Genomic DNA, 19,595 nt, shown 5'->3' on the forward strand with positions numbered 1-19,595 from the left:
GATCGCGAGGGTGATCGGCAGAATGTACGGCGTGAAGGCGGGGGTGACGAGCTTCAACCCCTCCACGGCGGACAGCACAGAGATGGCCGGCGTGATCATGGCATCGCCGTAGAACAGCGCCGCCCCCAGCATGCCCAGCGCCAGGATGATGACGCTGCCCCCGGTGGCCTTACGGGCCAGCGCCATGAGGGACAGCGTTCCCCCCTCGCCGTTGTTGTCGAGCCGGAGCACGATGGCCACGTATTTCAGCGTGACGATCAGGGTCAGGGCCCAGATGATGAGCGAGGCGACGCCGTAGACCTCCGGCGGCGTGATGACCCCGTCCTCCTTCGCGGTCGCGAGAGCCTCGCGAAACGCGTAGAGCGGGCTCGTTCCGATGTCGCCATAGACGACGCCGACGGAGCCCAGCGTCAGGGTCCAGGTGCTCGTCTGCCGCCGCGCCTCCTGGACGGGGAACTCGGACGGAGCCGGGACGTCCTGGGGCGGAACCGGCGAAACCTTGACGTCCGACATGTCAGACTCGTGGGAACGGAAGGACGCCGTCGCGCAGGGTGCGGCGCGGCAGCCAAACTGGGCGGGAAGCCATGGCGGGGAGATCCCTGCGGCTACTCTGCCGCGTCACGCGCTCCCGCACCGAACCGGCGCTCAATGTAGTCGCCGACCAGCGCCTTGAACTCCTGGGCGATCGTCGGTCCCCGCAGGGTCATCGCCTTGCGGCCGTCGATGAAGATGGGGGCGGCCGGCGTCTCTCCGGTGCCCGGCAGGGAGATCCCGATATCGGCGTGTTTCGATTCACCCGGCCCGTTCACGATGCAACCCATCACGGCCACGTTCAGGGTCTCCACGCCCGGATAGGTGCGCTTCCACTCCGGCATGGACACGTGAATCCAGTCCTGGATGTCCCGCGCGAGTTCCTGGAACACGGTCGAGGTCGTGCGGCCACAGCCTGGGCAGGCCGCCACCAGCGGCACGAACGTCCGGAAGCCCATGGTCTGCAGAATTTCCTGCGCGACCTTCACCTCCACCGTCCGGTCGCCGCCGGGCTCGGGGGTCAGCGAGACCCGGATGGTGTCGCCAATGCCCTGCTGCAGGAGGATCCCGAGCGCGGCCGACGAGGCCACGATGCCCTTCGACCCCATGCCGGCCTCGGTTAGGCCGAGATGGATCGCGTAGTCCGAGCGGCGGGCGAGATCGAGATAGACCGCGATCAGATCCTGCACGTTCGACACCTTGGCCGACAGGATGATGCGGTCGCGCGAGAGGCCGATCTCCTCCGCCCGGGCGGCGGAGCCGAGAGCCGACTGGACCATGGCCTCGCGGGTGATGGCCCGGGTGTCGCGCGGAACCGGAGCCCGCGCGTTCTCGTCCATCAGGTGCGTGAGGAGCTCCTGGTCCAGCGAGCCCCAGTTCGCACCGATCCGAACGGCCTTGCCGTGCCGTGCCGCGAGTTCGACGATGCTGCCGAACTGCCGGTCCTTCTTGTCCTTGAAGCCGACATTGCCCGGATTGATCCGGTACTTGGCGAGCGCCTCGGCGCAGGCCGGGTGGTCGGCGAGCAGCTTGTGGCCGATGTAGTGGAAGTCGCCGACAAGCGGCACGTCCACGCCCAGGCGATCGAGGCGCTCCCGAATGCGCGGCACGGCCGCGGCGGCCTCGTCCCGGTCCACGGTGATGCGGACGATTTCGGACCCGGCGCGGGCCAGCGCCGCGACCTGGGCCACGGTCCCGTCGACATCGGCCGTGTCGGTGTTCGTCATCGACTGGACGACGACAGGTGCGCCGCCTCCGACGAGGACAGATCCAACTCGGACGGGAACGGTGGGGTGACGTCTCGCGGGACCCGCGATCTCGGACATGATGGACCCCGGTGCGGCCACGGCGACGGGGCCGCTCGCGGTGGGTCGTTTAGGTCCAGGGCCCTCGCTCGTCAAATGTGGCGCCTCCTGCGGCCTCCCGGGCGCCGCATTGACCTGCCCGCGGCGCGAAGACAGTCTCCCGGCGAGCGGGGCACGTCCAAGATGCCTCGCCCGGGGAGGACACGATGGCACGCTTCACGAGGCGCGATGCCTTGCGGCTTGCGGCCGCTGCAGGGGCCTCCGCGGCTCTGCCGGCCCAGGCGGCCATGGGGCCACAGGACAAGTTCGATCTCGTCATCAGGGGCGGCGAGGTGGTGGATCCGAGCCAGTCGCTGCGCGGCCGGCGCGATCTCGGCATCCGGTTCGGCCGCATCGAGGCGATCGAAGCCGAAATCCCGGCCGCCCGAGCCGTGCAGACGCTGGATGCCGGTGGCAAGCTCGTGCTGCCCGGGCTCGTCGACCTGCACGCCCACGTGTTCCCGTACGGGTCGGCGATCGGCATCCCGGCCGACGAATCGGTCGCCATGACCGGCGTGACCACAGTGGTGTCTGCGGGCGACGCCGGGGCCAACAACGTGGCGGCCCTGCGCCGCCATATCGCGGCCCAGACCCGCACACGCATGTACGCCTTCGTCCATATCGCCAATATGGGCCTGGCCGGGTTCCCGGTGGCTGAACTCTACAACATCGACTTTGCCCAGGTTGACGCCTGCGCCAAGGCGATCTCCGAGAACCCGGACTTTGTGCTCGGCGCCAAGGTCAGGATGTCCGAGAACGTGATTGCCAAGCACGGGCTCGAACCCCTGCGGCGCGCGATCCTCGCCTGCGAGCGCTCCGGCCGACCGGCCAAGCTCATGGTGCATATCGGCGGGGTCGAGACGCCCGAGCTGATGAGCCAGATCCTCGACCTGCTCCGGCCGGGCGACATCCTGACCCATGCCTATTCCGGGGCACCGAACCTCGCCGGCGCCTTCACCAACATCGTCCAGGACGGGAAGCTCCTGCCCGCGGCGCTGTCCGCCAAGTCCCGGGGGGTGGTGTTCGATGTCGGCCACGGGGGAGGCAGCTTCGATTTCAACGTGCTGGAGGCGGCGTCGGCCGGAGGCTGCCCCCCGGATGTGATCTCCTCAGACCTGCACGTCTTCTCCGGCAACACGCCCGGTCTGCCCTTCCTGCCCTGGGTGATGAGCAAGTTCCTGGCGGTGGGCCACTCGCTCGAAACGGTGGTCGCCATGGCGACGTCGGCCCCATCCAAGGTGATCGGCCGCGACCCGAAGCTCGGCACGCTGCAGGTGGGCGCACCCGCCGATGTTTCCGTGATGGAGCTCGCGGAAGGGCCTGTCAGCTTCGTCGACACGCGCGGCAACACCCGTGCGGGGCGAGTCGCCCTGAAACCGGTCCAAACGGTCGCCGGCGGGGTGGTCTTCGGACGGCCCTACAGCTCACCCTTCGCGGTGCGGTGAGCCGGGGGCGGACGGCCCGGAGGCCGTCCGCCTTTCGCAGCCGCTCAGGCGGTCTGCGTGCCGCTGGCGCGGCGCTTGGCCATGTAGGCGTCGAACTCCTCACGGTCCTTGGCGCGCTTCAGCTCGTCCACGAAGGTGCGGAACTCGCGCGCCTCCTCGTCGAGCCGCCGACGCTCCTGTTCGAGCCGCTCGATTTCCTGGCGCCGATACTCGTCGAAGGCGGCGTTGCCGGTGCCGCCGAACGGGCTCGTGAAGGGGCCGGCCGCGAACGGATTGCCGCCGAAGCCCGCGCCGCCGAAGCGGTAGCCGCGAACGCTCTCCCCGCCCCGCTCGGCCAGACGACGCAGATCGTCGAGCCCGGCATAGCCGGTGAGCTTCCAGGCGATGAAGGCGGCCGCGAGCGGCCAGAACCAGAAAAACAAAAACACGATGCCGACGATCTCGAGCGCGCGTTTCGAGCCGCGTGGCCCGGAACAGGCGCCGGTCGCGCCCGATTGCTGCTGCCAACCGGCCGAAGCTGACGTCATGGGAGATCTCCTCAGGTGAGCCGACATGTGAATGTCAACAACATTTACATGACCCCGGCCATCCTGGCTTTCAAGGCGGCCCGTCGCGCCTTCCTGCCGCACCCGTGACGCCGTGCACCACGGCCAGGATGCCGGCCCGAAGCAACTCGTGCTTTCCAGGCAGGCCGGCGCCGCGCGGCAGGTGGCCGGCCGCGTCCAAGGTGGCGATGCCGTGCGACAAGGCCCAGACCTCGAGCGCCACGAAGCGCGGGTCGACCGAGCCGAATCCGTCCGGGAAGGTCCGGTCCAAGGCCTCCAGCAGGATGGCGAAGGCGCCGCCCGGGCGAGGCCCCCAGGGCGGCGGCGGCGTCGCGGCCGCCTCGGCCGCCTTGGCCGAGAACATGGCCGCGTAGTAGCCCGGCTCCTTCTCGGCGAAGTCGAGATAGGCCTCGCCCATGCGGGTGAAGCGCTCGAGAGGGGTGCCCGATCCCGCAAGCGCCCGGGCGAGCTTCTCCGCAAGTTCGCCGTAGCCCCGGAACGCCACCTCCGCGACCAGCGCCTCGCGACCCCGGAAATGGCGGTACAGCGCCGCCGGCGTGACGCCAGCGAGCTTGGCCGCATCCACCAGGGTGAAGCCGCCGAGACCCCGCTCCGCGATGAAACGCCGCGCGGCCTCGATCAGCGCCTCTTTGAGATTGCCATGGTGATAGCCGCGGCGATCCGGATCCGGATCGCGCTCCGGCGCGTCGGGTGCATTCGGCCGCTGCCCGGGCCCCCGCCAATGACGCACCGCTGTTCTCCCCAGCCCTTTGCCACCATATCCTGGCGGCCGGCACAGGGCGAACGCGCCAATCGGGCAAACTGTTAACGTTCGTGCTCAACGGATCGTAACTATCCGTTGTGGGGAGCCGTGCTAGACCGGGATTCATGATCCAGCACCCGACTCAGGACGCGGGCTTCGGCGTCTACGTGCACTGGCCCTTCTGCCTGTCGAAATGCCCGTATTGCGATTTCAACAGTCACGTCCGGGCCGGCGGGATCGACGAATCCCGGTTCCTCGAGGCATTCCGGCGCGAGATCGGCCATGCCGGCGAGATGACGCCGGGTCGCACGGTCTCCAGCATCTTCCTGGGCGGGGGCACGCCCTCGCTGATGCAGCCCGCGACGGTGGCCGGGATCCTGGACGCCATCGCGACGACCTGGAGCGTGGCCCGGACCGCCGAGGTGACGCTGGAGGCCAACCCCACCTCCGTCGAGGCGGAGCGCTTCCGGGGCTACCGGGCCGCCGGTGTGAACCGCGTCTCGCTTGGCGTTCAGGCGCTGGACGACGGCGACCTGCGCAAGCTCGGCCGGCTGCATTCCGTGGACGAGGCGCTGGCCGCCGTGGACGTGGCGGCCAAGTATTTCGGCCGCTTCTCCTTTGACCTGATCTACGCCCGGCCGGACCAGACGCCGAAGGCGTGGCGCGCCGAATTGGGGCGGGCCCTGTCCCGGGCCGCCGAGCACCTGTCGCTGTACCAGCTCACCATCGAGCCGGACACCTGGTTTGCCCGCCTGCACGCCGCGGGCCGCCTCACCATCCCGGATCCGGAGGCCGCCCGCGTCCTCTACGACCTCACCCAGGAGGTCTGCGACAAGGCCGGCCTGCCGGCCTACGAGATCTCGAACCACGCCCGGCCGGGGGCGGAATCCCGCCACAACCTCGTCTACTGGCGCTACGGCGAATATGTCGGCGTCGGGCCCGGCGCCCACGGCCGGGTGATGACCGCCAAGGGCCGCACCGCCACCGCGACCGAACGCTCGCCGGAGGACTGGCTCGCCCGCGTGGAGCGCCATGGCCACGGGCTCGTCGAGCAGACGCTGCTGACCCGAGAGGAGGCAGGCGACGAGTTCCTGCTGATGGGCCTGCGGCTGCGTGAGGGGATCGAGCCGGCCCGCTACCGCACGATTTCAGGCCGTACCCTCGACCACGAGCGCATCGCCGAGTTGATGGGCGACGGGCTTATCGCACACCGGGTGGGCGCGCGCCTGGCCGTGACCCCGGCCGGGTTCCCGGTTCTGGACGCCGTGGTGGCCGACCTGGCGGCCTGAATCAGGCCGCTCCGAGCGTCTTCGGCGCCGGGCTGACCACGGTCGTGCCCCCGTCTCGCAGCTCGAGGACGGCCAGAGTCCGATCGTTGCCGCCGTCGGACCGGAACCGGAAGGTCCCGTCGACGCCGGCGAAGCCCGAGGGTGATTCCAGGGCCGCGGTCGCGAAACGCTGTCCTTCAGCCGAGCGCGCGAGCGCCACCGCGAGCGAGACCGCATCGTAGGACAAGGTCGCGATCCGGGTGGGCTCCGAACCGAATTTGGCCCGGTAGCGGCCCGAAAAGGCCGCGTATCCGGCCTGGTCGGGCGCCGCGTACCAGCCGCCCTGCAACTGTGCCACCTTGCCGGCCTGCGGCCCGGTCCAGACCCCGGTGCCGAGCGGCTTCACGCGGCCCGGATCGTAGCCGATCCCGGCGAGCGCGGCGCCGAGCGCCGCCAGGCTGTCGCCGCTTTCCGGCACAAACAGCGCGTCGGCCTGGGCCCCGGCGCCGGCGATCACGGTGGCGAGGCGCTGCACGGCCGGGCCCGGCTCCTTGCTGGCGAAACGCTCCACCCCGACAAGGCGGGAGCCCGACCGGGCCACCGCTTCCCGGAAGGCGCCCTCGACCACGTTGCCGTAGTAGCTTTCCGAGATGAGCGCCGCGAAGGAGCGCCGACCCTGGCTCGCGGCGTGGCTGACCACCCGGTCCACCTCCGGCTGCGGCGTGAAGCTCAGGAGGTAGACGCCGCGCGACGCGACGGTGGTGTCGGTCGAGAAGGCGATGACCGACTTGCCGGCAGCCCGGACGACCTGCCCGGCCGCCGCCACCGCGGGCGCGAAAAGGGGACCGAGGATGAGTTCGGCTCCATCCCCCAGCGCCGCTGTAGCGGCGTCCCGGGCGCCCTCGGCGGTGCCGCGATCGTCCTTGACCAGGATCGTCAGATCGGCCCCCTGAAACTCGCTGATGGCGAGTTCCGCCGCGTTGCGCAGCGACTGGGCGGCGACCGCCCCCTGACCGGGGCCGGACAGAGGCAGCAGAAGCGCCACCTTGACCGAACCGCTGCCGATGGTGTTGCCGGCCGGGGCCTGCGCGGGTGCAGGCGCTTCCGCCACCGGACCCGCTCCCTCGCCCCGCAGCCGGCGGTCGTTGCAGCCGGCGAGAAACGTGGCGAGCGAGGCGGCGGCGCCGCCGACGAGCGCCGTCCGGCGAGGGATCGGTGGGCTGAACATCTGGCTCCCTCCGGCGAGGTCGCGACGGGGGTTCCGCCTACCCTCGTCCACTATGGATAACAAACGCTGAAGCCAGGCGGGCCGGCCAGCGCTTTCGGAGCCCGGCCGGCTCATGCGACACTGCACCATGGCCCGATCCATCGACAACCGCCTGCGCCGATCCGCGTCCGCGAGCCGCTCCGGAGAGACCGGCCGAGGCCCCGCCACCTTCACGGCGTTCGGCCTCGCCGCCGAGGCTGAGGCGCTGGCGCCGGGCCTCTATGTGGTGGCGACGCCGATCGGCAATCTCAGCGACATGTCGCTGCGCGCCCTCGCCACCCTGGCGGCTGCGGACGCCGTTCTGGCCGAGGATACCCGCGTCACCAAGACGCTGCTCGCCCATTACGGCATCACGACGCCGCTGGTGGCCTATCACGAGCATAGCGGCGATGCCGTCCGGGCCCGGCTGCTCGGCCGCATCCGGGACGGGCAGGCGCTCGCGCTCGTCTCCGATGCCGGCACGCCACTCGTCTCGGACCCGGGCTACCGGCTCGTCGAGGAGGCGATCGGCCTGGACCTCAAGGTCGTCCCGATCCCGGGCGCCTCGGCCGCGCTGGCCGCGCTGGTGATCGCCGGCCTGCCGACCGACCGGTTCTTCTTTGAAGGTTTCCTGCCGGCCAAGGCGGGAGCGCGCCGCGCTCGCCTGGCCGCGCTGGCAGCCATCCCGGGCACGCTGGTGCTTTACGAGGCGCCGCACCGGCTGTCCGAATCGCTCGCCGACGCGGCCGCGGTTCTCGGCAACCGGCAGGCCTCGGTGGCCCGCGAACTGACCAAGTTCTACGAGACCGTGCGGCGCGGGACGCTGGCCGGTCTGGCCGAGTTGTACGGGTCCGAGCCGGCCCCGCGCGGGGAGATCGTGCTCCTGATCGGCCCGCCGGACCCGAACGAGCAGGCCGGGCTCGCGGCAGCCGGGCTGGAGGAGAAGCTCCTGGCCGCCCTCGGGCAATACAGCGTCAAGGACGCGGCGGCCGTGGTGGCGGGCGAGACCGGGCTGCCGAAACGCGACGTCTACGGGCGGGCCCTGGCCCTCGCCCGGGCCGCCCGGGAGGGGTGAGGTCCCCGTGCGGACCGCGGCCGGCCGGCGGCGCTTCACGCTGCTGCGCGGACGCGGCGCCGAGCGGCTGGCGCTGCTGTGGCTCCTTGGCAAGGGGTATTGGCCGCTCGCCCGCAACTACGCGGAGGCGGGCGGCGAGATCGACCTGATCGTGCGGCGCGGCCGCACCATCGCCTTTGTCGAGGTCAAGGCGCGGGCGACCATGGCGGACGCGCTGGACGCGCTGGCCGATCGGAAGCGCGTGCGGATCCGCCGGGCCGCCCGGGCGTGGCGCGCCCGCCACCCCTGGTCCGCCGCGCTGACCCTGAGGGCCGATGCCGTCTTCGTGGCGCCCGGCGAATGGCCGTGCCACGTCCCGAACGCGTTCGAGCTGGAGTGAGTCGGCTCAGGCCGGCAGGCTCACCTCGACGCGGCCGATGCCGGCGATCTCGGCCACGACCTCCGCTCCCGGCTGCACGAACACGAGCCCGGTGAGAGATCCGGTGGTGACCAGGGTGCCGGCCCGCAGCCCGCCCCGCGCCACGGCGTGGCCGGCCAGCCATTGCAGCAGCGCCCAGGGGTCGCCGCCCGGGTTGCGGCCGAGGCCAGAGAACACGGTGTCGCCGTTTACGACCAGCGTCGCCTCGCGCTCGGCCAGCGACGCGCCGTCCCAGGTGACGCCCGGGACGGTGTAGACGAAGCCGCCGTTGTTCTGGTTGTCGGCCAGCGCCCAGAGCGGGTCCGGCACCGGCCAGGTGTCGAAACGGCTGTCCACGATCTCGAGCGCCGCGTGCAGCGAGACCACGGCGGCCCGCACCTCGTCCTCGGCTGGGGCATGGCCGTCCACCCCGAGATCCCGGCCCAGCCGAAAGGCGATCTCGGCCTCGACCCCGACCCGGAGAAAGTCGCCAGCTCCGAACACGCCCGGCGAGGCGCGGCACAGCCACGCCGCGATCGGGGCGGCCGTGAACGGTGCCGCCTCGCCCCCTGTCCCGACCTTCCAGGCTCCGGCGGGCCCGAGCGAGGCCGCAACCGCGTCCTGAACGGCGAAGGCCTCCGCGGCCGAGCTCGGCCCGGATCCAGGGAGCGCGATCGCGCTCCGGAACCGGCGCGCCTCCAGGAGCGCGGCCGCGGCTTTGGGGATCGAAAAAGCGCTCATCGGCTCTCCGTTGCGTCCGACCGGCCCGCGGCCGGAACGATGTGGCCGGGCGCGACGGGGCAGGTCCATAGCAGGTCCGAGGCGGCAACGGAGCCAGCCGGCTCGTCCCGCGTCGCTGCGCTACCGGGAGGCACTCGCCCGCCGGCGGCGCCATCCTCGCTCAAACCGTTTCGGCCCGTCCGGGTTCGAGGCGGCCCTCGTGGATGGCGTGACAGGCGACGCCGTCGGCAAGCGGGGGCACCTCCCGGCGACAGCGGTCGTTGGCGTGGGGGCAGCGCGGGTTGAAATGGCAGCCCGAGGGCGGGCTGATCGGGTTCGGGATCTCGCCCCGCACAGGCTCGCGGCGGCGGCCGATATGGGCGAGGTCCGGCACCGCGTCGAGCAGCATGCGGGTATAGGGGTGCTTCGGGGCCCCGAAGAGCTCGCGGCTCGGCGCCACCTCGACGATGCGGCCGAGATACATGACCCCGATCCGGGTCGCCATGTGCCGGACCACGGCCAGGTTATGCGAGATCAACAGGTAGGTGAGGCCGAGCCGGTCCTGGAGGTCGCGCATCAGGTTCAGGATCTGGGCCTGGACGGAGACGTCGAGGGCCGAGGTCGGCTCGTCGCAGACGATGAACTCGGCGTTGGAAGCGAGCGCCCGGGCGATGGCGACCCGCTGGCGCTGGCCGCCGGAGAACTGGTGCGGGAACTTGCGGCCGTCCTCCGGATGAAGGCCCACGAAGGCGAGAAGCTCGCCGACCCGCGCCCGGATCGCGGCCTCCCCCTCGAACAGCCGGAAGGCGCGGATCGGCTCCGACACGATGCGGTCGACCCGCCAGCGCGGGTTCAGGCTCGCATAGGGATCCTGGAAGATCATCTGAATGCGCCGGCGCAGCCGCTGCCGCTCGGCCGCCGAGGCGGCCCCCTCCATCGGCGTGCCGTCGATGGTCACCGTGCCGCCACTCGGCTCGAGCAGGCCGACCACCATGCGGGCGACGGTCGATTTGCCGGACCCCGATTCCCCGACGAGCGCGAAGGTCTCGCCCTGGGCGATGTCGAATGTGACGCCCGCAACGGCCGTGAGATAGCGCCTCGGCTCGCGTTCGATGATGCGGTTCAGCAGCGGCTTCGACACGTCGAAGACGCGGCGAAGATCCTGCACCTCGACGAAGGCCCTCACGCCGCCGCCGCTTCCGGCGCGAGGGCGGGGTCGTAGAGGTGGCAGGCCACCTTGCGGCCTGGGACGGCCGGGGCCCGCAGGCCGGGCGGCTTCAGTTCGGGCCGGATCGTGGTGCAGGGCGCATAGGCGTATGGGCAGCGCGGATTGAAGGGGCAGCCCGGCGGAATGGCCGAGAGACGCGGCATCGAGCCCGGGATGGAGGCGAGCCGCTCCGCCGTGTCGGCGAGGGTCGGGATCGCGCCCATCAGCCCCTGCGCGTAGGGATGGAGGGGGTGGCGCACCACGTCGGTGACCGCGCCCACCTCGATCACCCGGCCCGCATACATCACCGCGACCCGGTCGGCCGTCTCACCGATGACGCCCATGTCGTGGGTCACGAGCATCACGGCGGTGCCGTGGTCCCGGCACAAGCGCTTCAGCACGGTGATGATCTGCGCCTGAACCGAGACGTCGAGCGCGGTGGTCGGCTCGTCCGCGATCACGAGCTCGGGCTCGGCGCAGAGCGCGAGCGCGATCACGACGCGCTGGCGCATGCCGCCCGAGAATTGATGCGGATAGCTGTCGATGCGGCGCTCCGGGGCCGAGATGCCGACCTCCGTCAGGAGAGCCAGCGCCCGCTGCCGGGCGGCGGATGCCGACAGGTCGGTGTGGGTGGTGATCGTCTCGACGAGCTGGTCGCCGATCCGGAACAGGGGGTTGAGGCTGGTGAGGGGGTCCTGAAAGATCATCCCGATGCGTTTGCCCCGGACGCGGCGGAGCTGTTCGGCCGGCAGATTGTCGATGCGCTCGCCCGACAGCCTCACCTCGCCGCCGGCGATCCGCCCGGGCGGATCGACCAGGCCGATCACGGCCGCGCCGGTGACCGACTTGCCGGCCCCGGATTCGCCCACCACGCCCAAGACCTCGCCGGGGCCGATCTCGAAGGAGACACGGTCCAGCGCCCGCAGCGTGGCACGGCGCGTCACGAACTCGACCGTGAGGTCCTGGACGGACAGGACGGGGGTCGTCACTGCAGCCTCGGATTGAGGGCGTCGCGCAGCCAGTCGCCCAGCAGGTTCACGGCCAGGACGAGCAGCACCAGCGTGGCGCCCGGGAAGGCCACGATCCACCACTCGCCCGAGAACAGGTAGCGGTTGCCGATGCGGATCAGCGTGCCGAGCGAGGGCTGGGTGTCCGGCATGCCGGAGCCGAGAAAGGACAGCGTCGCCTCGGTGATGATGGCGAGCGCGAAATTGATGGTCGCGATGGCGAAGACCGGCCCGATCACGTTCGGCAGCACGTGCCTGACCATGATCACCGGCGACGACAGGCCGATCAGCCGGGCGGCCTGGACGTAGTCCTTGTTCTTCTCGACCATCACGGAGCCCCGCACCGTGCGGGCGTACTGCACCCAGAACGACAGGCCGATGGAGGCGATCAGCACGGCGAGGATGGCGGTCGTGGTGATGCGGCTGCCCATGACCGATTTCACCACACCGTCGATCAGCAGCGCGATCAGGATCGCCGGAAAGGTGAGCTGCACATCGGCGACCCGCATGATGGCCGCATCGACCGCGCCGCCGACATAGCCGGCGATGAGGCCGGCCAGAATCCCGAGCGTGGCCGAGAACAGCACGCCCAGGAAGCCGACCAGGATCGACACCCGCAGGCCGTAGAGGATGGCCGACAGGATGTCCCGGCCCTGGTCGTCGGTGCCGAGCAGGAAGGGCCATTGCCCGTCCGCGGTGGCGTGCAGGAAAGGCCAGCTCGCGCCAAGGGTCCAGATCGGCGGCAGGCGGGAATTGATGAGTTCGAGCTGGGCCGGATCGAACGGATCCTGGGGTGACAAGAGCGGCGCGAGCAGCGCCAGGAGGAACAGAAGAGCCGTGACCGCCGCGGCCGCGACCGCGACCTTGGAGGCCTTGAAGCTGGCGAAGGTGTCGGAGTCGCCCGCCCTGGCGAACCAGCCGGGACCCGGCGGGTCGGACAGGGCGGAGCCGCTTTCGCCGGCCATCCCTCAGCCGCCCGTCGCCCCGGCCACGTGGAGCCGGGGGTCGACCACCGTGTACAGGATGTCCACGGTCAGGTTGATGACCACGAAGATGCCGGCCACCAGCAGAAGGTAGGCCGCCATGATCGGGATATCGACGTTCTGCACGGCCTGGAGGAACAGCGCGCCCATGCCGGGCCACTGGAACACCGTCTCGGTGATGATCGCGAAGGCGATCAACGAGCCGAGCTGAAGGCCCGCGATCGTGATCACCGGGATCAGCGTGTTCTTGAGCGCGTGGCGGAAATGGATGGTCCGGCTGCGCAATCCCCGGGCGCGTGCGAAGCGGATGTAATCCGTCCTCAGAACCTCCAGCATCTCGGCCCGGACGAGCCGCATGACCAGCGTGAGCTGGAACAGGCCCAGCGTGATCGAGGGCAGGACCAGCGCCTTCAGGCCGGAGGGCGTGAGGAACCCCGTCGTCCAGCCGCCGACCCGGACCACGTCGCCGCGCCCAAAGGAGGGCAGAAGCCGAAAGGTCTCCGAGAACACGTAGATCAGCAGGATGCCGATCAGGAAGGTCGGCAGCGAGATGCCGACCAGCGACAGGGCATTGAGCGCCGAGGCGAGCGCGGTGCCGCGCCGCAGCGCCGAGACGACGCCGAACAGGACCCCGAGGCCGAGCGCGAACACCGTGGCACAGAGGGCGAGTTCGAGCGTGGCCGGCAGCCGCTCGGCAAACAGCGCCGAAACGGGCTGCCTGAACTGGTAGGAGATGCCGAAATCTCCGCCGAGCGCGCGCCCGAGATAGCGCAGGATCTGCACCGGCACCGGATCGTCCAGCCCCAGCGACTGCCGCACCGCCAGCCGCTCCGCATAGGGCGTGTCGATGGAGACGATCTGGTTCACCGGATCGCCCACGAAGCGGAACATCGTGAAGGCGATGATCCCGACGGCCAGGAACACGCCGGCCGCCTGCAGCACGCGCCGCACCAGGAAGGCTAGCATGAGGGCTGCCCGGCGCGTCCCGCCCCGGGACGGATCGACCCGGCACGACCACCTGCCAGCAGCGTCATGGGCGGGTCCCGGCCGGCCGGAGGGGACGCGGACCGGGCCGGTCGGGCCCGGAGGGCAGGATGGCGAGGCTCAAGCCGGCGGCCGGCGGAACCCGGCGAGCGCGCAGGCTCAATCCTTCTGCGCCCAGTAGAGGAGCACCTGGTTGTCGGCCCGCTGCACGAGCTTGACCTTCTTGGACACCCCCCAGCTCAGCGACTGCTGATGCAGCGGAATGTAGCCGTAATCGTCGATGCCGATCTGGTAGGCCTGCTTGATGAGCTGGTCGCGCTTGCCCGTATCCAGCTCGACCAGGACCTGGTCCGTCAGCTCGTCCAGCTTCGGGTTGCAGTATCCGCCAAGATTGGTGTCGCCGCGCGACGATTTCGGATCGGTGCGGCAACCCATGATCTCGTACAGCACGTTGTGGGAATCGCCCGTGCCGGGCGTCCATCCAAGCATGTAGAACGAGGTGTTGTAGCCACCCGATTTCAGCACCTTGGCGAAGTACTGCGCCTTCGGCTCGATGATCGGATTGATCTTGATGCCGATGCGGGCCAGCATGCCGATCACCGCCCGGCAGATGTCACCGTCGTTGACGTAGCGGTCGGACGGGCAGTTCATGCCGACCTCGAACCCGTTCGGGTATCCGGCCTCGGCGAGCAGCTTCTTGGCGCCGTCCGGGTCGGGCTTCGGCCGGGTGAAGTCGCTGGACAGCTTGAAGAACTCGGGGGCGATCATCAATGCGGAGGGGGTCGAGAGCCCGCGCATCACGCGCGCCTTGATCGCCTCGGCGTCGATCGCCTTGTAGAAGGCCTCGCGGACCCGCCTGTCCTTGAACGGGTTCTTGCCCTTCACGCTCGAATTCGAGAGCTCGTCCCGGGTCTGGTCGAAGCCGAGGAAGATGGTGCGGACCTCCGGCCCGGTCAGCACCTGGGCGGAGCCGGCGGAATTGACCCGGTTGATGTCCTGCAGCGGCACGGGCTCGATCACGTCGACCTCGCCCGACAGGAGCGCCGAGACGCGCGTCGAGTCGTTCGAGATCGGCGTGAACACGATCTCGTCGACGTTGCCCTCGATCTTGCCCCAGTAGTTCGGGTTCTTCTTGAACACCGTCTTCACGCCGGGCTGGTGACTCTCGATCGTGAACGGGCCGGTGCCCATCGCGTTCAGTGCCGAATAGGTCGGCGTGGTGGCAGCCGCGGGTGTCGGCGCGACCGAGTTGTTCTTCTCGGCCCAGGCCTTCGACATGATGTACCAGCTGTCCCACGAATAATGCAGGATCGGGTTCGGCTGGGCGCTGATGAAATCCACCGTGAAGTCGTCCACCTTCTCGACCTTCACGTCGGCCGGAACGCGGGTGGCGAAATTGGAGCCGGGGGCCCGCACCCGGGCCGCCGAGAACACGACGTCGTCGGCCGTAAAGGGCGTTCCGTCGGAAAATTTCACGTTCCTCCGAAGGAAGAAGCGCCAGCGGGTCGGCTCGACCAGTTCCCAGCGCTCGGCGAGGCCGGGCTCGATCGCCAGGTCCTTGCCGCGCTTGGTCAGCCCCTCATAGACATGCCCGTGGTGGGCGATCGTGGTCGTCTCGTTCAGGGTGTAGGGGTCGAGGGACTTGAGGTCGCCCTGGTTGGCGTAGCGGAGCGTCACGGCCGAGACCGGCCCCGCGGCCAGGAGCAGGGCCAGAGACAGGGTCCAGAGGGAGCCGCGGGTCCTCATCACCATCGATCTCCTGCGCTGTGGTGGCCTCGTCCGGGCGCCTGGGCGGACTGCGACTCAACTCCCGGAGGCAGGCAGCGGGCCCTAGGCGGACACGGTGCCCCCGACCCTAGACGTTGCCAAGCGCGGGCGTCCAGCCCTCCGGTTGTACAACAAAGGGCGAGCAGCGCTCGACAGGGGGCCGGGGCTTCGCTATAGCCCGGCCCAATTCACAACAGGGTGGCGAAACCCTCGCACGATCATCGTCGTGCGCCGGCCGGAGACGTGTCATGAACATCATCGAGGAACTTGAGCGCGAAGAGCTGGCCAGGCTCGGCAAGCAGATCCCTGATTTCGAGCCGGGCGATACGGTGATCGTGAACGTCAAGGTGGTCGAAGGCGACCGCAGCCGCGTCCAGGCCTATGAGGGCGTCTGCATTGCCCGTTCGGGCGGCGGGCTGAACGAGTCCTTCACGGTCCGCAAGATCTCCTACGGCGAAGGCGTCGAGCGCGTGTTTCCGCTCCACTCGCCGCTGATCGATTCCATCAAGGTCGTGCGCCGCGGCAAGGTGCGTCGCGCCAAGCTGTACTACCTGCGCGACCGCCGCGGGAAGTCGGCCCGCATCGCCGAGCGCACCGACCGGCGCGCCGCGCGTCAGAAGGACGCGTCCAAGGCCGCTGCGGCCGCCAAGTAGGCGTCACGGCGCTCGCCCCGGCGAGCGCCCACCGCCGCGGCCCTGCCGCGGTGTCGCTGCCGCGGGCCGGGCCCCTCAGGGCTCGACCGGCTCTCCCTCCCGGGCGTTCATCGTGAGCAGGTCGTAGCGGGCCACACTGTCCCCGTCCTGGTTGAACACCTCCGCGTCCCAGCGCACCTCGCCGTATTCAGGTTTGCGGGCCGCCGTCTTCCGCTTCACCGTCAGCCGCACCCTGATCGCGTCCCCTGGCGAGACCGGCTTCAGGAAGCGCAACGAATCCAGCCCATAATTGGCCAGGACCGGCCCTGGCGGCGGATCCACGAACAGCCCCGCGGCGAAGGACAGGATCAGGTAGCCGTGCGCGACGCGGCCCGGGAAAAACGGGTTCGCGGCCGCCGCCGCCTCGTCCATGTGGGCATAGAACGTGTCGCCGGTGAAGCGGGCGAAATGCTCGATGTCGTCCAGGCTGACGACGCGGCTCCCCGTCTCGATCGTGTCGCCGACGCGCAACTCGTCATAGCCCAGCCGGAACGGATGCCGGTCGGTCGCCGGTGCGGGCGCGCCCCGGATCCAGGACCGCGTCAGCCCGGCCAGACGGGCCGGCGAGCCCTGCAGCGCCGTGCGCTGCATGTAGTGGAACACGCCCCGCAAACCGCCGAGTTCCTCGCCGCCGCCCGCCCGGCCCGGGCCACCATGCACGAGACCCGGAAGGGGCGAGCCGTGGCCGGTCGAGTCGGCCGCGCAGTCCCGGTCCACGACCAGCACCCGACCGTGGAACGGAGCCAGGCCGAGCGCCACCGTCACGGCGGCCGTCGGGTCATAGGTGAACAGCGACGCGACGAGGCTCCCCTCCCCCCTGGCGGCGAGCGCCACGGCCTCCTCGAGGCAGCCGTACGGCATCACCGTCGCGACCGGCCCGAACGCTTCCACCACGTGCACCTTCACGGCCTCGCCCGGCCGGCCGCAGCGCAGCAGCACCGGCCCCATGAAGGCGCCGCGCTCCGGGTCGATGCCGGCGCCCTTGGCCCGGCCGGGATCGCCGAACACGATCTCGGCCTCCGTGGCGAGTTCGGCGACCCGGGCCCGCACGGCCTCCCTCTGCGCCCGGCTCACCAGCGCACCCATGCGGGTCTCGGGCAGCCGCGGGTCCCCGAGCGCAATCCGGCCGAGCGCCGCCCGGAGCGCCTCCAGCACGGCCGCCTCGTGCAGGTCCGGAACCAGCACCCGTCGGATGGCGGTGCATTTCTGTCCGGCCTTCACGGTCATCTCCCGCACGACCTCCCGGACGAAGAGGTCGAATTCGGGCGTGCCCGGCCCGGCATCCGGCCCCAGGATGGCGGCGTTGAGCGAGTCGCGCTCGGCGATGAAGCGCACCGCGTTGCGGCCGATCACCGGATGGTTGCGGAGCGCCTCCGAGGTCTCCAGCGAGCCCGTAAAGGACAGGACATCCTGCCCGGTCAGGTGGTCGAGCGTATCGCCGAGGGAGCCGCAGGCGAATTGGAGCGCCCCCGGCGGCAGCAGCTTCGTGCCGAGCAGGATCCGCATCGCGGCTTCCGCCACATAGGCGGTGGCGGTGGCGGGCTTCGTGATCACCGGCATTCCGGCCAGGATCGCCGGCGCAAGCTTTTCCAGCATGCCCCAGCACGGGAAGTTGAAGGCGTTCACATGCACGGCCACCCCGTGCAGCGGGGACAAGATGTGCACGCCGACGAAGGCGCCGGATCTGGACAGCGGCTCGACCTCGCCCTCGACCACGAAGCGCTCGGACGGCAGCTCGCGCCGGCCCCGCGAGGCGTAGGCGAACAGCGTGCCGATGCCGCCGTCGATGTCGATCAGGTTGTCGCGCCGTGTGGCGCCGGTGTCGGCCGCCAGGCGGTAGAGCTCCTCCTTGGCGTCGTTCAGCGCCCCGGCGAGCCCGCGCAGAATGTCGGCGCGGTCGTGAAAGGTGAGCTCGCGCAGCGCCGGCCCGCCGACCTGGCGGGCGTGACGGACCATGGACCCGAAATCCAGTCCCTGCGAGGAGACCCGGGCCACGGGGGCGCCATCCACGGCGCTCGCCACCTCGGCAAAGCCGGAGGAGGCCCGGCGCCAGCTGTCGAGAGCGTAGCTTTCCAGGATCCGGGCCATGGCGCTTTCCTCCGGGGCCCGCTTTGCGGGGCCGCCCCCTCGCGTTAAACGAGCGGCACAATCGTGCAAATGCCGCCCTGCTGGCCGGCCGAGGGCGCTTCATGGACCCCATCCTCGTCGAGAACCGGGACGGCTGGAGCCGCGTCACGCTGAACCGGCCCGACCGGCTCAACGCCTTCAACTCCGACATGCATCGCGCGCTCGCGGGCGCGCTGGAGGCGATCGAGCGCGACGAGAGCTGCCGCGCCGTGCTGCTGACCGGCGCGGGCCGCGGCTTCTCGGCCGGACAGGACCTCGCGGCCCTCGGCCGCGACGAGGAGGTCCGCGACACGATCGAGCGGTTCTACAACCCGCTCATCCGCCGCATCCGGGCGCTGCCGAAGCCGGTGGTCTGCGCCGTCAACGGCGTCGCGGCGGGCGCCGGCGCCAACATCGCGCTGAGCTGCGACATCGTGCTGGCGGCCCGCTCGGCCCGCTTCATCCAGGCCTTTGCCAAGATCGCGCTGGTGCCGGATTCCGGCGGCACCTGGTTCCTGCCGCGCCTCGTCGGCGAGGCACGCGCCAGAACCCTGGCGCTGACCGGCGAGGCGGTGCCGGCCGACCAGGCCGCCGCCTGGGGTATGATCTGGAGGGCGGTGGAAGACGCCGAGCTGATGCCGGAGGCGGAGCGCCTGACGGCCCATCTGGCCACCCAGCCGACCGCCGCGCTGGCGCTGATCAAGCGAGCGCTCGACGCCTCCGCCACCAACACGCTGGACCAGCAGCTCGACCTGGAACGCGACCTGCAGCGGCAGGCCGGCGGCCTGCCGGATTTCGCCGAGGGCGTTCAGGCCTTCCTGGAAAAGCGGCCGGCCCGCTTCTCGGGGCGCAGCTCGTGAGCGACGATCTCGAACTCGAGACGGAAGGTCCCGACCCGGACCTCGTCGCCCGGGCCTCCGCGGACGCGATGTGGGCCGGCGACAAGGCAAGCGCTGCTCTCGGCATGCAGCTCATCGACGTCGGGCCCGGCTATGCGCTGATGAGCATGGAGGTGACCGAGGCGATGACCAATGGTCACGGGACGGCGCATGGCGGCTTCATCTTCGCGCTGGCCGATTCCGCCTTCGGCTTCGCCTGCAACTCGCATGGTGAGAAGGCCGTCGCCCAGCATTGCTCGGTCACCTACCTGCGGCCGGGCCGGCTCGGCGAGCACCTCGTTGCGGCCGCGCACGAGGTGGCGCGCGAGGGCCGCAGCGGCATCTACGACATCAACGTTTCGTCGGACGGCGAGACCGTGGCCGAGTTCCGCGGCCATTCCCGCACCGTCGGCGGCCGCTGGGCCTGAACCTGACGGCCGGGGCCATGCAACCGGCGGGTCCGGGCGACGTTCCACCCCCGCATGGACCTCGCCACCCCCGCCCTGCCCGCCGCGGGCCCTGCCCCCCAGCCGCCCGCGGGTGGCTCGCACGCGCCCGTGTCCCGCCTCGCGGCGGCCGTGCGGGCCCCCTTCGCGGGCCAGACCGGCCCGGTCGAGATCGCCGTTGCCGTCGAGACC

The 19,595-nt window shown here is 70.6% G+C and carries 19 protein-coding genes; 7 read left to right on the forward strand and 12 right to left on the reverse strand.

Going from position 1 to position 19,595, the window contains the following annotated elements; all coding sequences use genetic code 11:
• Together JWR86_RS11685 and ispG are read right to left on the reverse strand one after the other, a co-directional pair.
• On the reverse strand, positions 1–513 hold a 513-nt coding region (locus tag JWR86_RS11685), incomplete at its 3' end, for a KUP/HAK/KT family potassium transporter (protein ID WP_299565356.1).
• Positions 514–605: 92 nt separating this feature from the next.
• Positions 606–1,856, reverse strand: coding sequence for a flavodoxin-dependent (E)-4-hydroxy-3-methylbut-2-enyl-diphosphate synthase (gene ispG, locus JWR86_RS11690; protein ID WP_299565358.1), 1,251 nt, complete (start codon positions 1,854–1,856; stop codon positions 606–608).
• A gap of 185 nt (positions 1,857–2,041) precedes the next feature.
• On the opposite strand from ispG, the gene JWR86_RS11695 reads away from it, so the two are divergent.
• Positions 2,042–3,319: an amidohydrolase/deacetylase family metallohydrolase gene (locus JWR86_RS11695; RefSeq protein ID WP_299565360.1), complete on the forward strand. Its 1,278-nt coding sequence runs from the start codon at positions 2,042–2,044 to the stop codon at positions 3,317–3,319.
• 44 nt (positions 3,320–3,363) lie between these two features.
• Here JWR86_RS11695 and JWR86_RS11700 read toward each other — a convergent pair whose 3' ends face one another.
• Positions 3,364–3,846, reverse strand: a complete 483-nt coding sequence (locus tag JWR86_RS11700; RefSeq protein WP_299565362.1) for a DUF2852 domain-containing protein — start codon at positions 3,844–3,846, stop codon at positions 3,364–3,366.
• Between the two features lie 70 nt (positions 3,847–3,916).
• Complete coding sequence (locus JWR86_RS11705) at positions 3,917–4,615, reverse strand: TetR/AcrR family transcriptional regulator (RefSeq protein WP_299565364.1); 699 nt, start codon at positions 4,613–4,615, stop codon at positions 3,917–3,919.
• A 137-nt stretch (positions 4,616–4,752) separates the two neighbouring features.
• On the opposite strand from JWR86_RS11705, the gene hemW reads away from it, so the two are divergent.
• Positions 4,753–5,916 carry a radical SAM family heme chaperone HemW gene (gene hemW / locus JWR86_RS11710; protein WP_299565366.1) on the forward strand — a complete coding sequence of 388 codons (1,164 nt, stop codon included), beginning with the start codon at positions 4,753–4,755 and terminating at the stop codon, positions 5,914–5,916.
• Between the two features lies 1 nt (position 5,917).
• On the opposite strand, the gene JWR86_RS11715 is transcribed toward hemW, so the two are convergent.
• Positions 5,918–7,123: a penicillin-binding protein activator gene (locus JWR86_RS11715; RefSeq protein ID WP_299565369.1), complete on the reverse strand. Its 1,206-nt coding sequence runs from the start codon at positions 7,121–7,123 to the stop codon at positions 5,918–5,920.
• Positions 7,124–7,250: 127 nt separating this feature from the next.
• Here JWR86_RS11715 and rsmI point away from each other — a divergent pair, with 127 nt between their 5' ends.
• Together rsmI and JWR86_RS11725 are read left to right on the forward strand one after the other, a co-directional pair.
• A complete protein-coding gene (rsmI, locus tag JWR86_RS11720; RefSeq protein WP_299565371.1) occupies positions 7,251–8,216 on the forward strand; it encodes a 16S rRNA (cytidine(1402)-2'-O)-methyltransferase in 966 nt (321 codons plus the stop codon).
• Between the two features lie 7 nt (positions 8,217–8,223).
• Positions 8,224–8,595: a YraN family protein gene (locus JWR86_RS11725; protein ID WP_299565373.1), complete on the forward strand. Its 372-nt coding sequence runs from the start codon at positions 8,224–8,226 to the stop codon at positions 8,593–8,595.
• A 6-nt stretch (positions 8,596–8,601) separates the two neighbouring features.
• Here JWR86_RS11725 and JWR86_RS11730 read toward each other — a convergent pair whose 3' ends face one another.
• The 6 genes from JWR86_RS11730 to JWR86_RS11755 form a co-directional block, all read right to left on the reverse strand.
• Positions 8,602–9,354, reverse strand: a complete 753-nt coding sequence (locus JWR86_RS11730) for a fumarylacetoacetate hydrolase family protein (RefSeq protein WP_299565375.1) — start codon at positions 9,352–9,354, stop codon at positions 8,602–8,604.
• Between the two features lie 160 nt (positions 9,355–9,514).
• Positions 9,515–10,519, reverse strand: a complete 1,005-nt coding sequence (locus tag JWR86_RS11735; protein WP_299565377.1) for an oligopeptide/dipeptide ABC transporter ATP-binding protein — start codon at positions 10,517–10,519, stop codon at positions 9,515–9,517.
• Positions 10,516–11,529, reverse strand: a complete 1,014-nt coding sequence (locus tag JWR86_RS11740) for an ABC transporter ATP-binding protein (RefSeq protein ID WP_299565379.1) — start codon at positions 11,527–11,529, stop codon at positions 10,516–10,518. The genes JWR86_RS11735 and JWR86_RS11740 overlap by 4 nt, the downstream gene beginning before the upstream one ends.
• Complete coding sequence (locus tag JWR86_RS11745; protein WP_299565382.1) at positions 11,526–12,512, reverse strand: ABC transporter permease; 987 nt, start codon at positions 12,510–12,512, stop codon at positions 11,526–11,528. Before JWR86_RS11745 ends, JWR86_RS11740 begins: the two co-directional genes overlap by 4 nt.
• Positions 12,513–12,515: 3 nt before the next feature.
• Positions 12,516–13,496: an ABC transporter permease gene (locus JWR86_RS11750; protein WP_299565385.1), complete on the reverse strand. Its 981-nt coding sequence runs from the start codon at positions 13,494–13,496 to the stop codon at positions 12,516–12,518.
• Between the two features lie 177 nt (positions 13,497–13,673).
• Positions 13,674–15,260: an ABC transporter substrate-binding protein gene (locus tag JWR86_RS11755; protein WP_299565388.1), complete on the reverse strand. Its 1,587-nt coding sequence runs from the start codon at positions 15,258–15,260 to the stop codon at positions 13,674–13,676.
• 269 nt (positions 15,261–15,529) lie between these two features.
• Between JWR86_RS11755 and rplS the strand changes: the two genes are divergently transcribed.
• Positions 15,530–15,934: a 50S ribosomal protein L19 gene (gene rplS / locus JWR86_RS11760; protein ID WP_299565391.1), complete on the forward strand. Its 405-nt coding sequence runs from the start codon at positions 15,530–15,532 to the stop codon at positions 15,932–15,934.
• A gap of 75 nt (positions 15,935–16,009) precedes the next feature.
• Here the strand turns inward: rplS and paaZ are convergent, their stop codons facing one another.
• The gene (gene paaZ / locus JWR86_RS11765; protein WP_299565394.1) at positions 16,010–18,061 is read right to left on the reverse strand and encodes a phenylacetic acid degradation bifunctional protein PaaZ; all 2,052 of its coding nucleotides are present in this window, start codon (positions 18,059–18,061) and stop codon (positions 16,010–16,012) included.
• 101 nt (positions 18,062–18,162) lie between these two features.
• Between paaZ and paaG the strand changes: the two genes are divergently transcribed.
• Both paaG and paaI read left to right on the forward strand, forming a co-directional pair.
• Positions 18,163–18,939, forward strand: coding sequence for a 2-(1,2-epoxy-1,2-dihydrophenyl)acetyl-CoA isomerase PaaG (gene paaG / locus JWR86_RS11770; protein WP_299565397.1), 777 nt, complete (start codon positions 18,163–18,165; stop codon positions 18,937–18,939).
• A 68-nt stretch (positions 18,940–19,007) separates the two neighbouring features.
• Positions 19,008–19,385: a hydroxyphenylacetyl-CoA thioesterase PaaI gene (gene paaI / locus JWR86_RS11775; protein ID WP_299565399.1), complete on the forward strand. Its 378-nt coding sequence runs from the start codon at positions 19,008–19,010 to the stop codon at positions 19,383–19,385.
• Positions 19,386–19,595 lie beyond the last annotated feature (210 nt).

Source organism: Enterovirga sp. (assembly GCF_028290205.1).
In the GTDB taxonomy this organism is placed as follows: Bacteria; Pseudomonadota; Alphaproteobacteria; order Rhizobiales; family Beijerinckiaceae; genus Enterovirga.

Excerpts from the sequence above, each read along its gene's own strand:
- ispG (WP_299565358.1), bottom strand. The coding sequence starts at position 1,856 with ATGTCCGAGATCGCGGGTCCCGCGAGACGTCACCCCACCGTTCCCGTC.
- JWR86_RS11695 (WP_299565360.1), top strand. The coding sequence starts at position 2,042 with ATGGCACGCTTCACGAGGCGCGATGCCTTGCGGCTTGCGGCCGCTGCA.
- JWR86_RS11700 (WP_299565362.1), bottom strand. The coding sequence starts at position 3,846 with ATGACGTCAGCTTCGGCCGGTTGGCAGCAGCAATCGGGCGCGACCGGC.
- hemW (WP_299565366.1), top strand. The coding sequence starts at position 4,753 with ATGATCCAGCACCCGACTCAGGACGCGGGCTTCGGCGTCTACGTGCAC.
- JWR86_RS11715 (WP_299565369.1), bottom strand. The coding sequence starts at position 7,123 with ATGTTCAGCCCACCGATCCCTCGCCGGACGGCGCTCGTCGGCGGCGCC.
- rsmI (WP_299565371.1), top strand. The coding sequence starts at position 7,251 with ATGGCCCGATCCATCGACAACCGCCTGCGCCGATCCGCGTCCGCGAGC.
- JWR86_RS11730 (WP_299565375.1), bottom strand. The coding sequence starts at position 9,354 with ATGAGCGCTTTTTCGATCCCCAAAGCCGCGGCCGCGCTCCTGGAGGCG.
- JWR86_RS11745 (WP_299565382.1), bottom strand. The coding sequence starts at position 12,512 with ATGGCCGGCGAAAGCGGCTCCGCCCTGTCCGACCCGCCGGGTCCCGGC.
- JWR86_RS11750 (WP_299565385.1), bottom strand. The coding sequence starts at position 13,496 with ATGCTAGCCTTCCTGGTGCGGCGCGTGCTGCAGGCGGCCGGCGTGTTC.
- JWR86_RS11755 (WP_299565388.1), bottom strand. The coding sequence starts at position 15,260 with ATGAGGACCCGCGGCTCCCTCTGGACCCTGTCTCTGGCCCTGCTCCTG.
- rplS (WP_299565391.1), top strand. The coding sequence starts at position 15,530 with ATGAACATCATCGAGGAACTTGAGCGCGAAGAGCTGGCCAGGCTCGGC.
- paaZ (WP_299565394.1), bottom strand. The coding sequence starts at position 18,061 with ATGGCCCGGATCCTGGAAAGCTACGCTCTCGACAGCTGGCGCCGGGCC.
- paaG (WP_299565397.1), top strand. The coding sequence starts at position 18,163 with ATGGACCCCATCCTCGTCGAGAACCGGGACGGCTGGAGCCGCGTCACG.
- paaI (WP_299565399.1), top strand. The coding sequence starts at position 19,008 with ATGTGGGCCGGCGACAAGGCAAGCGCTGCTCTCGGCATGCAGCTCATC.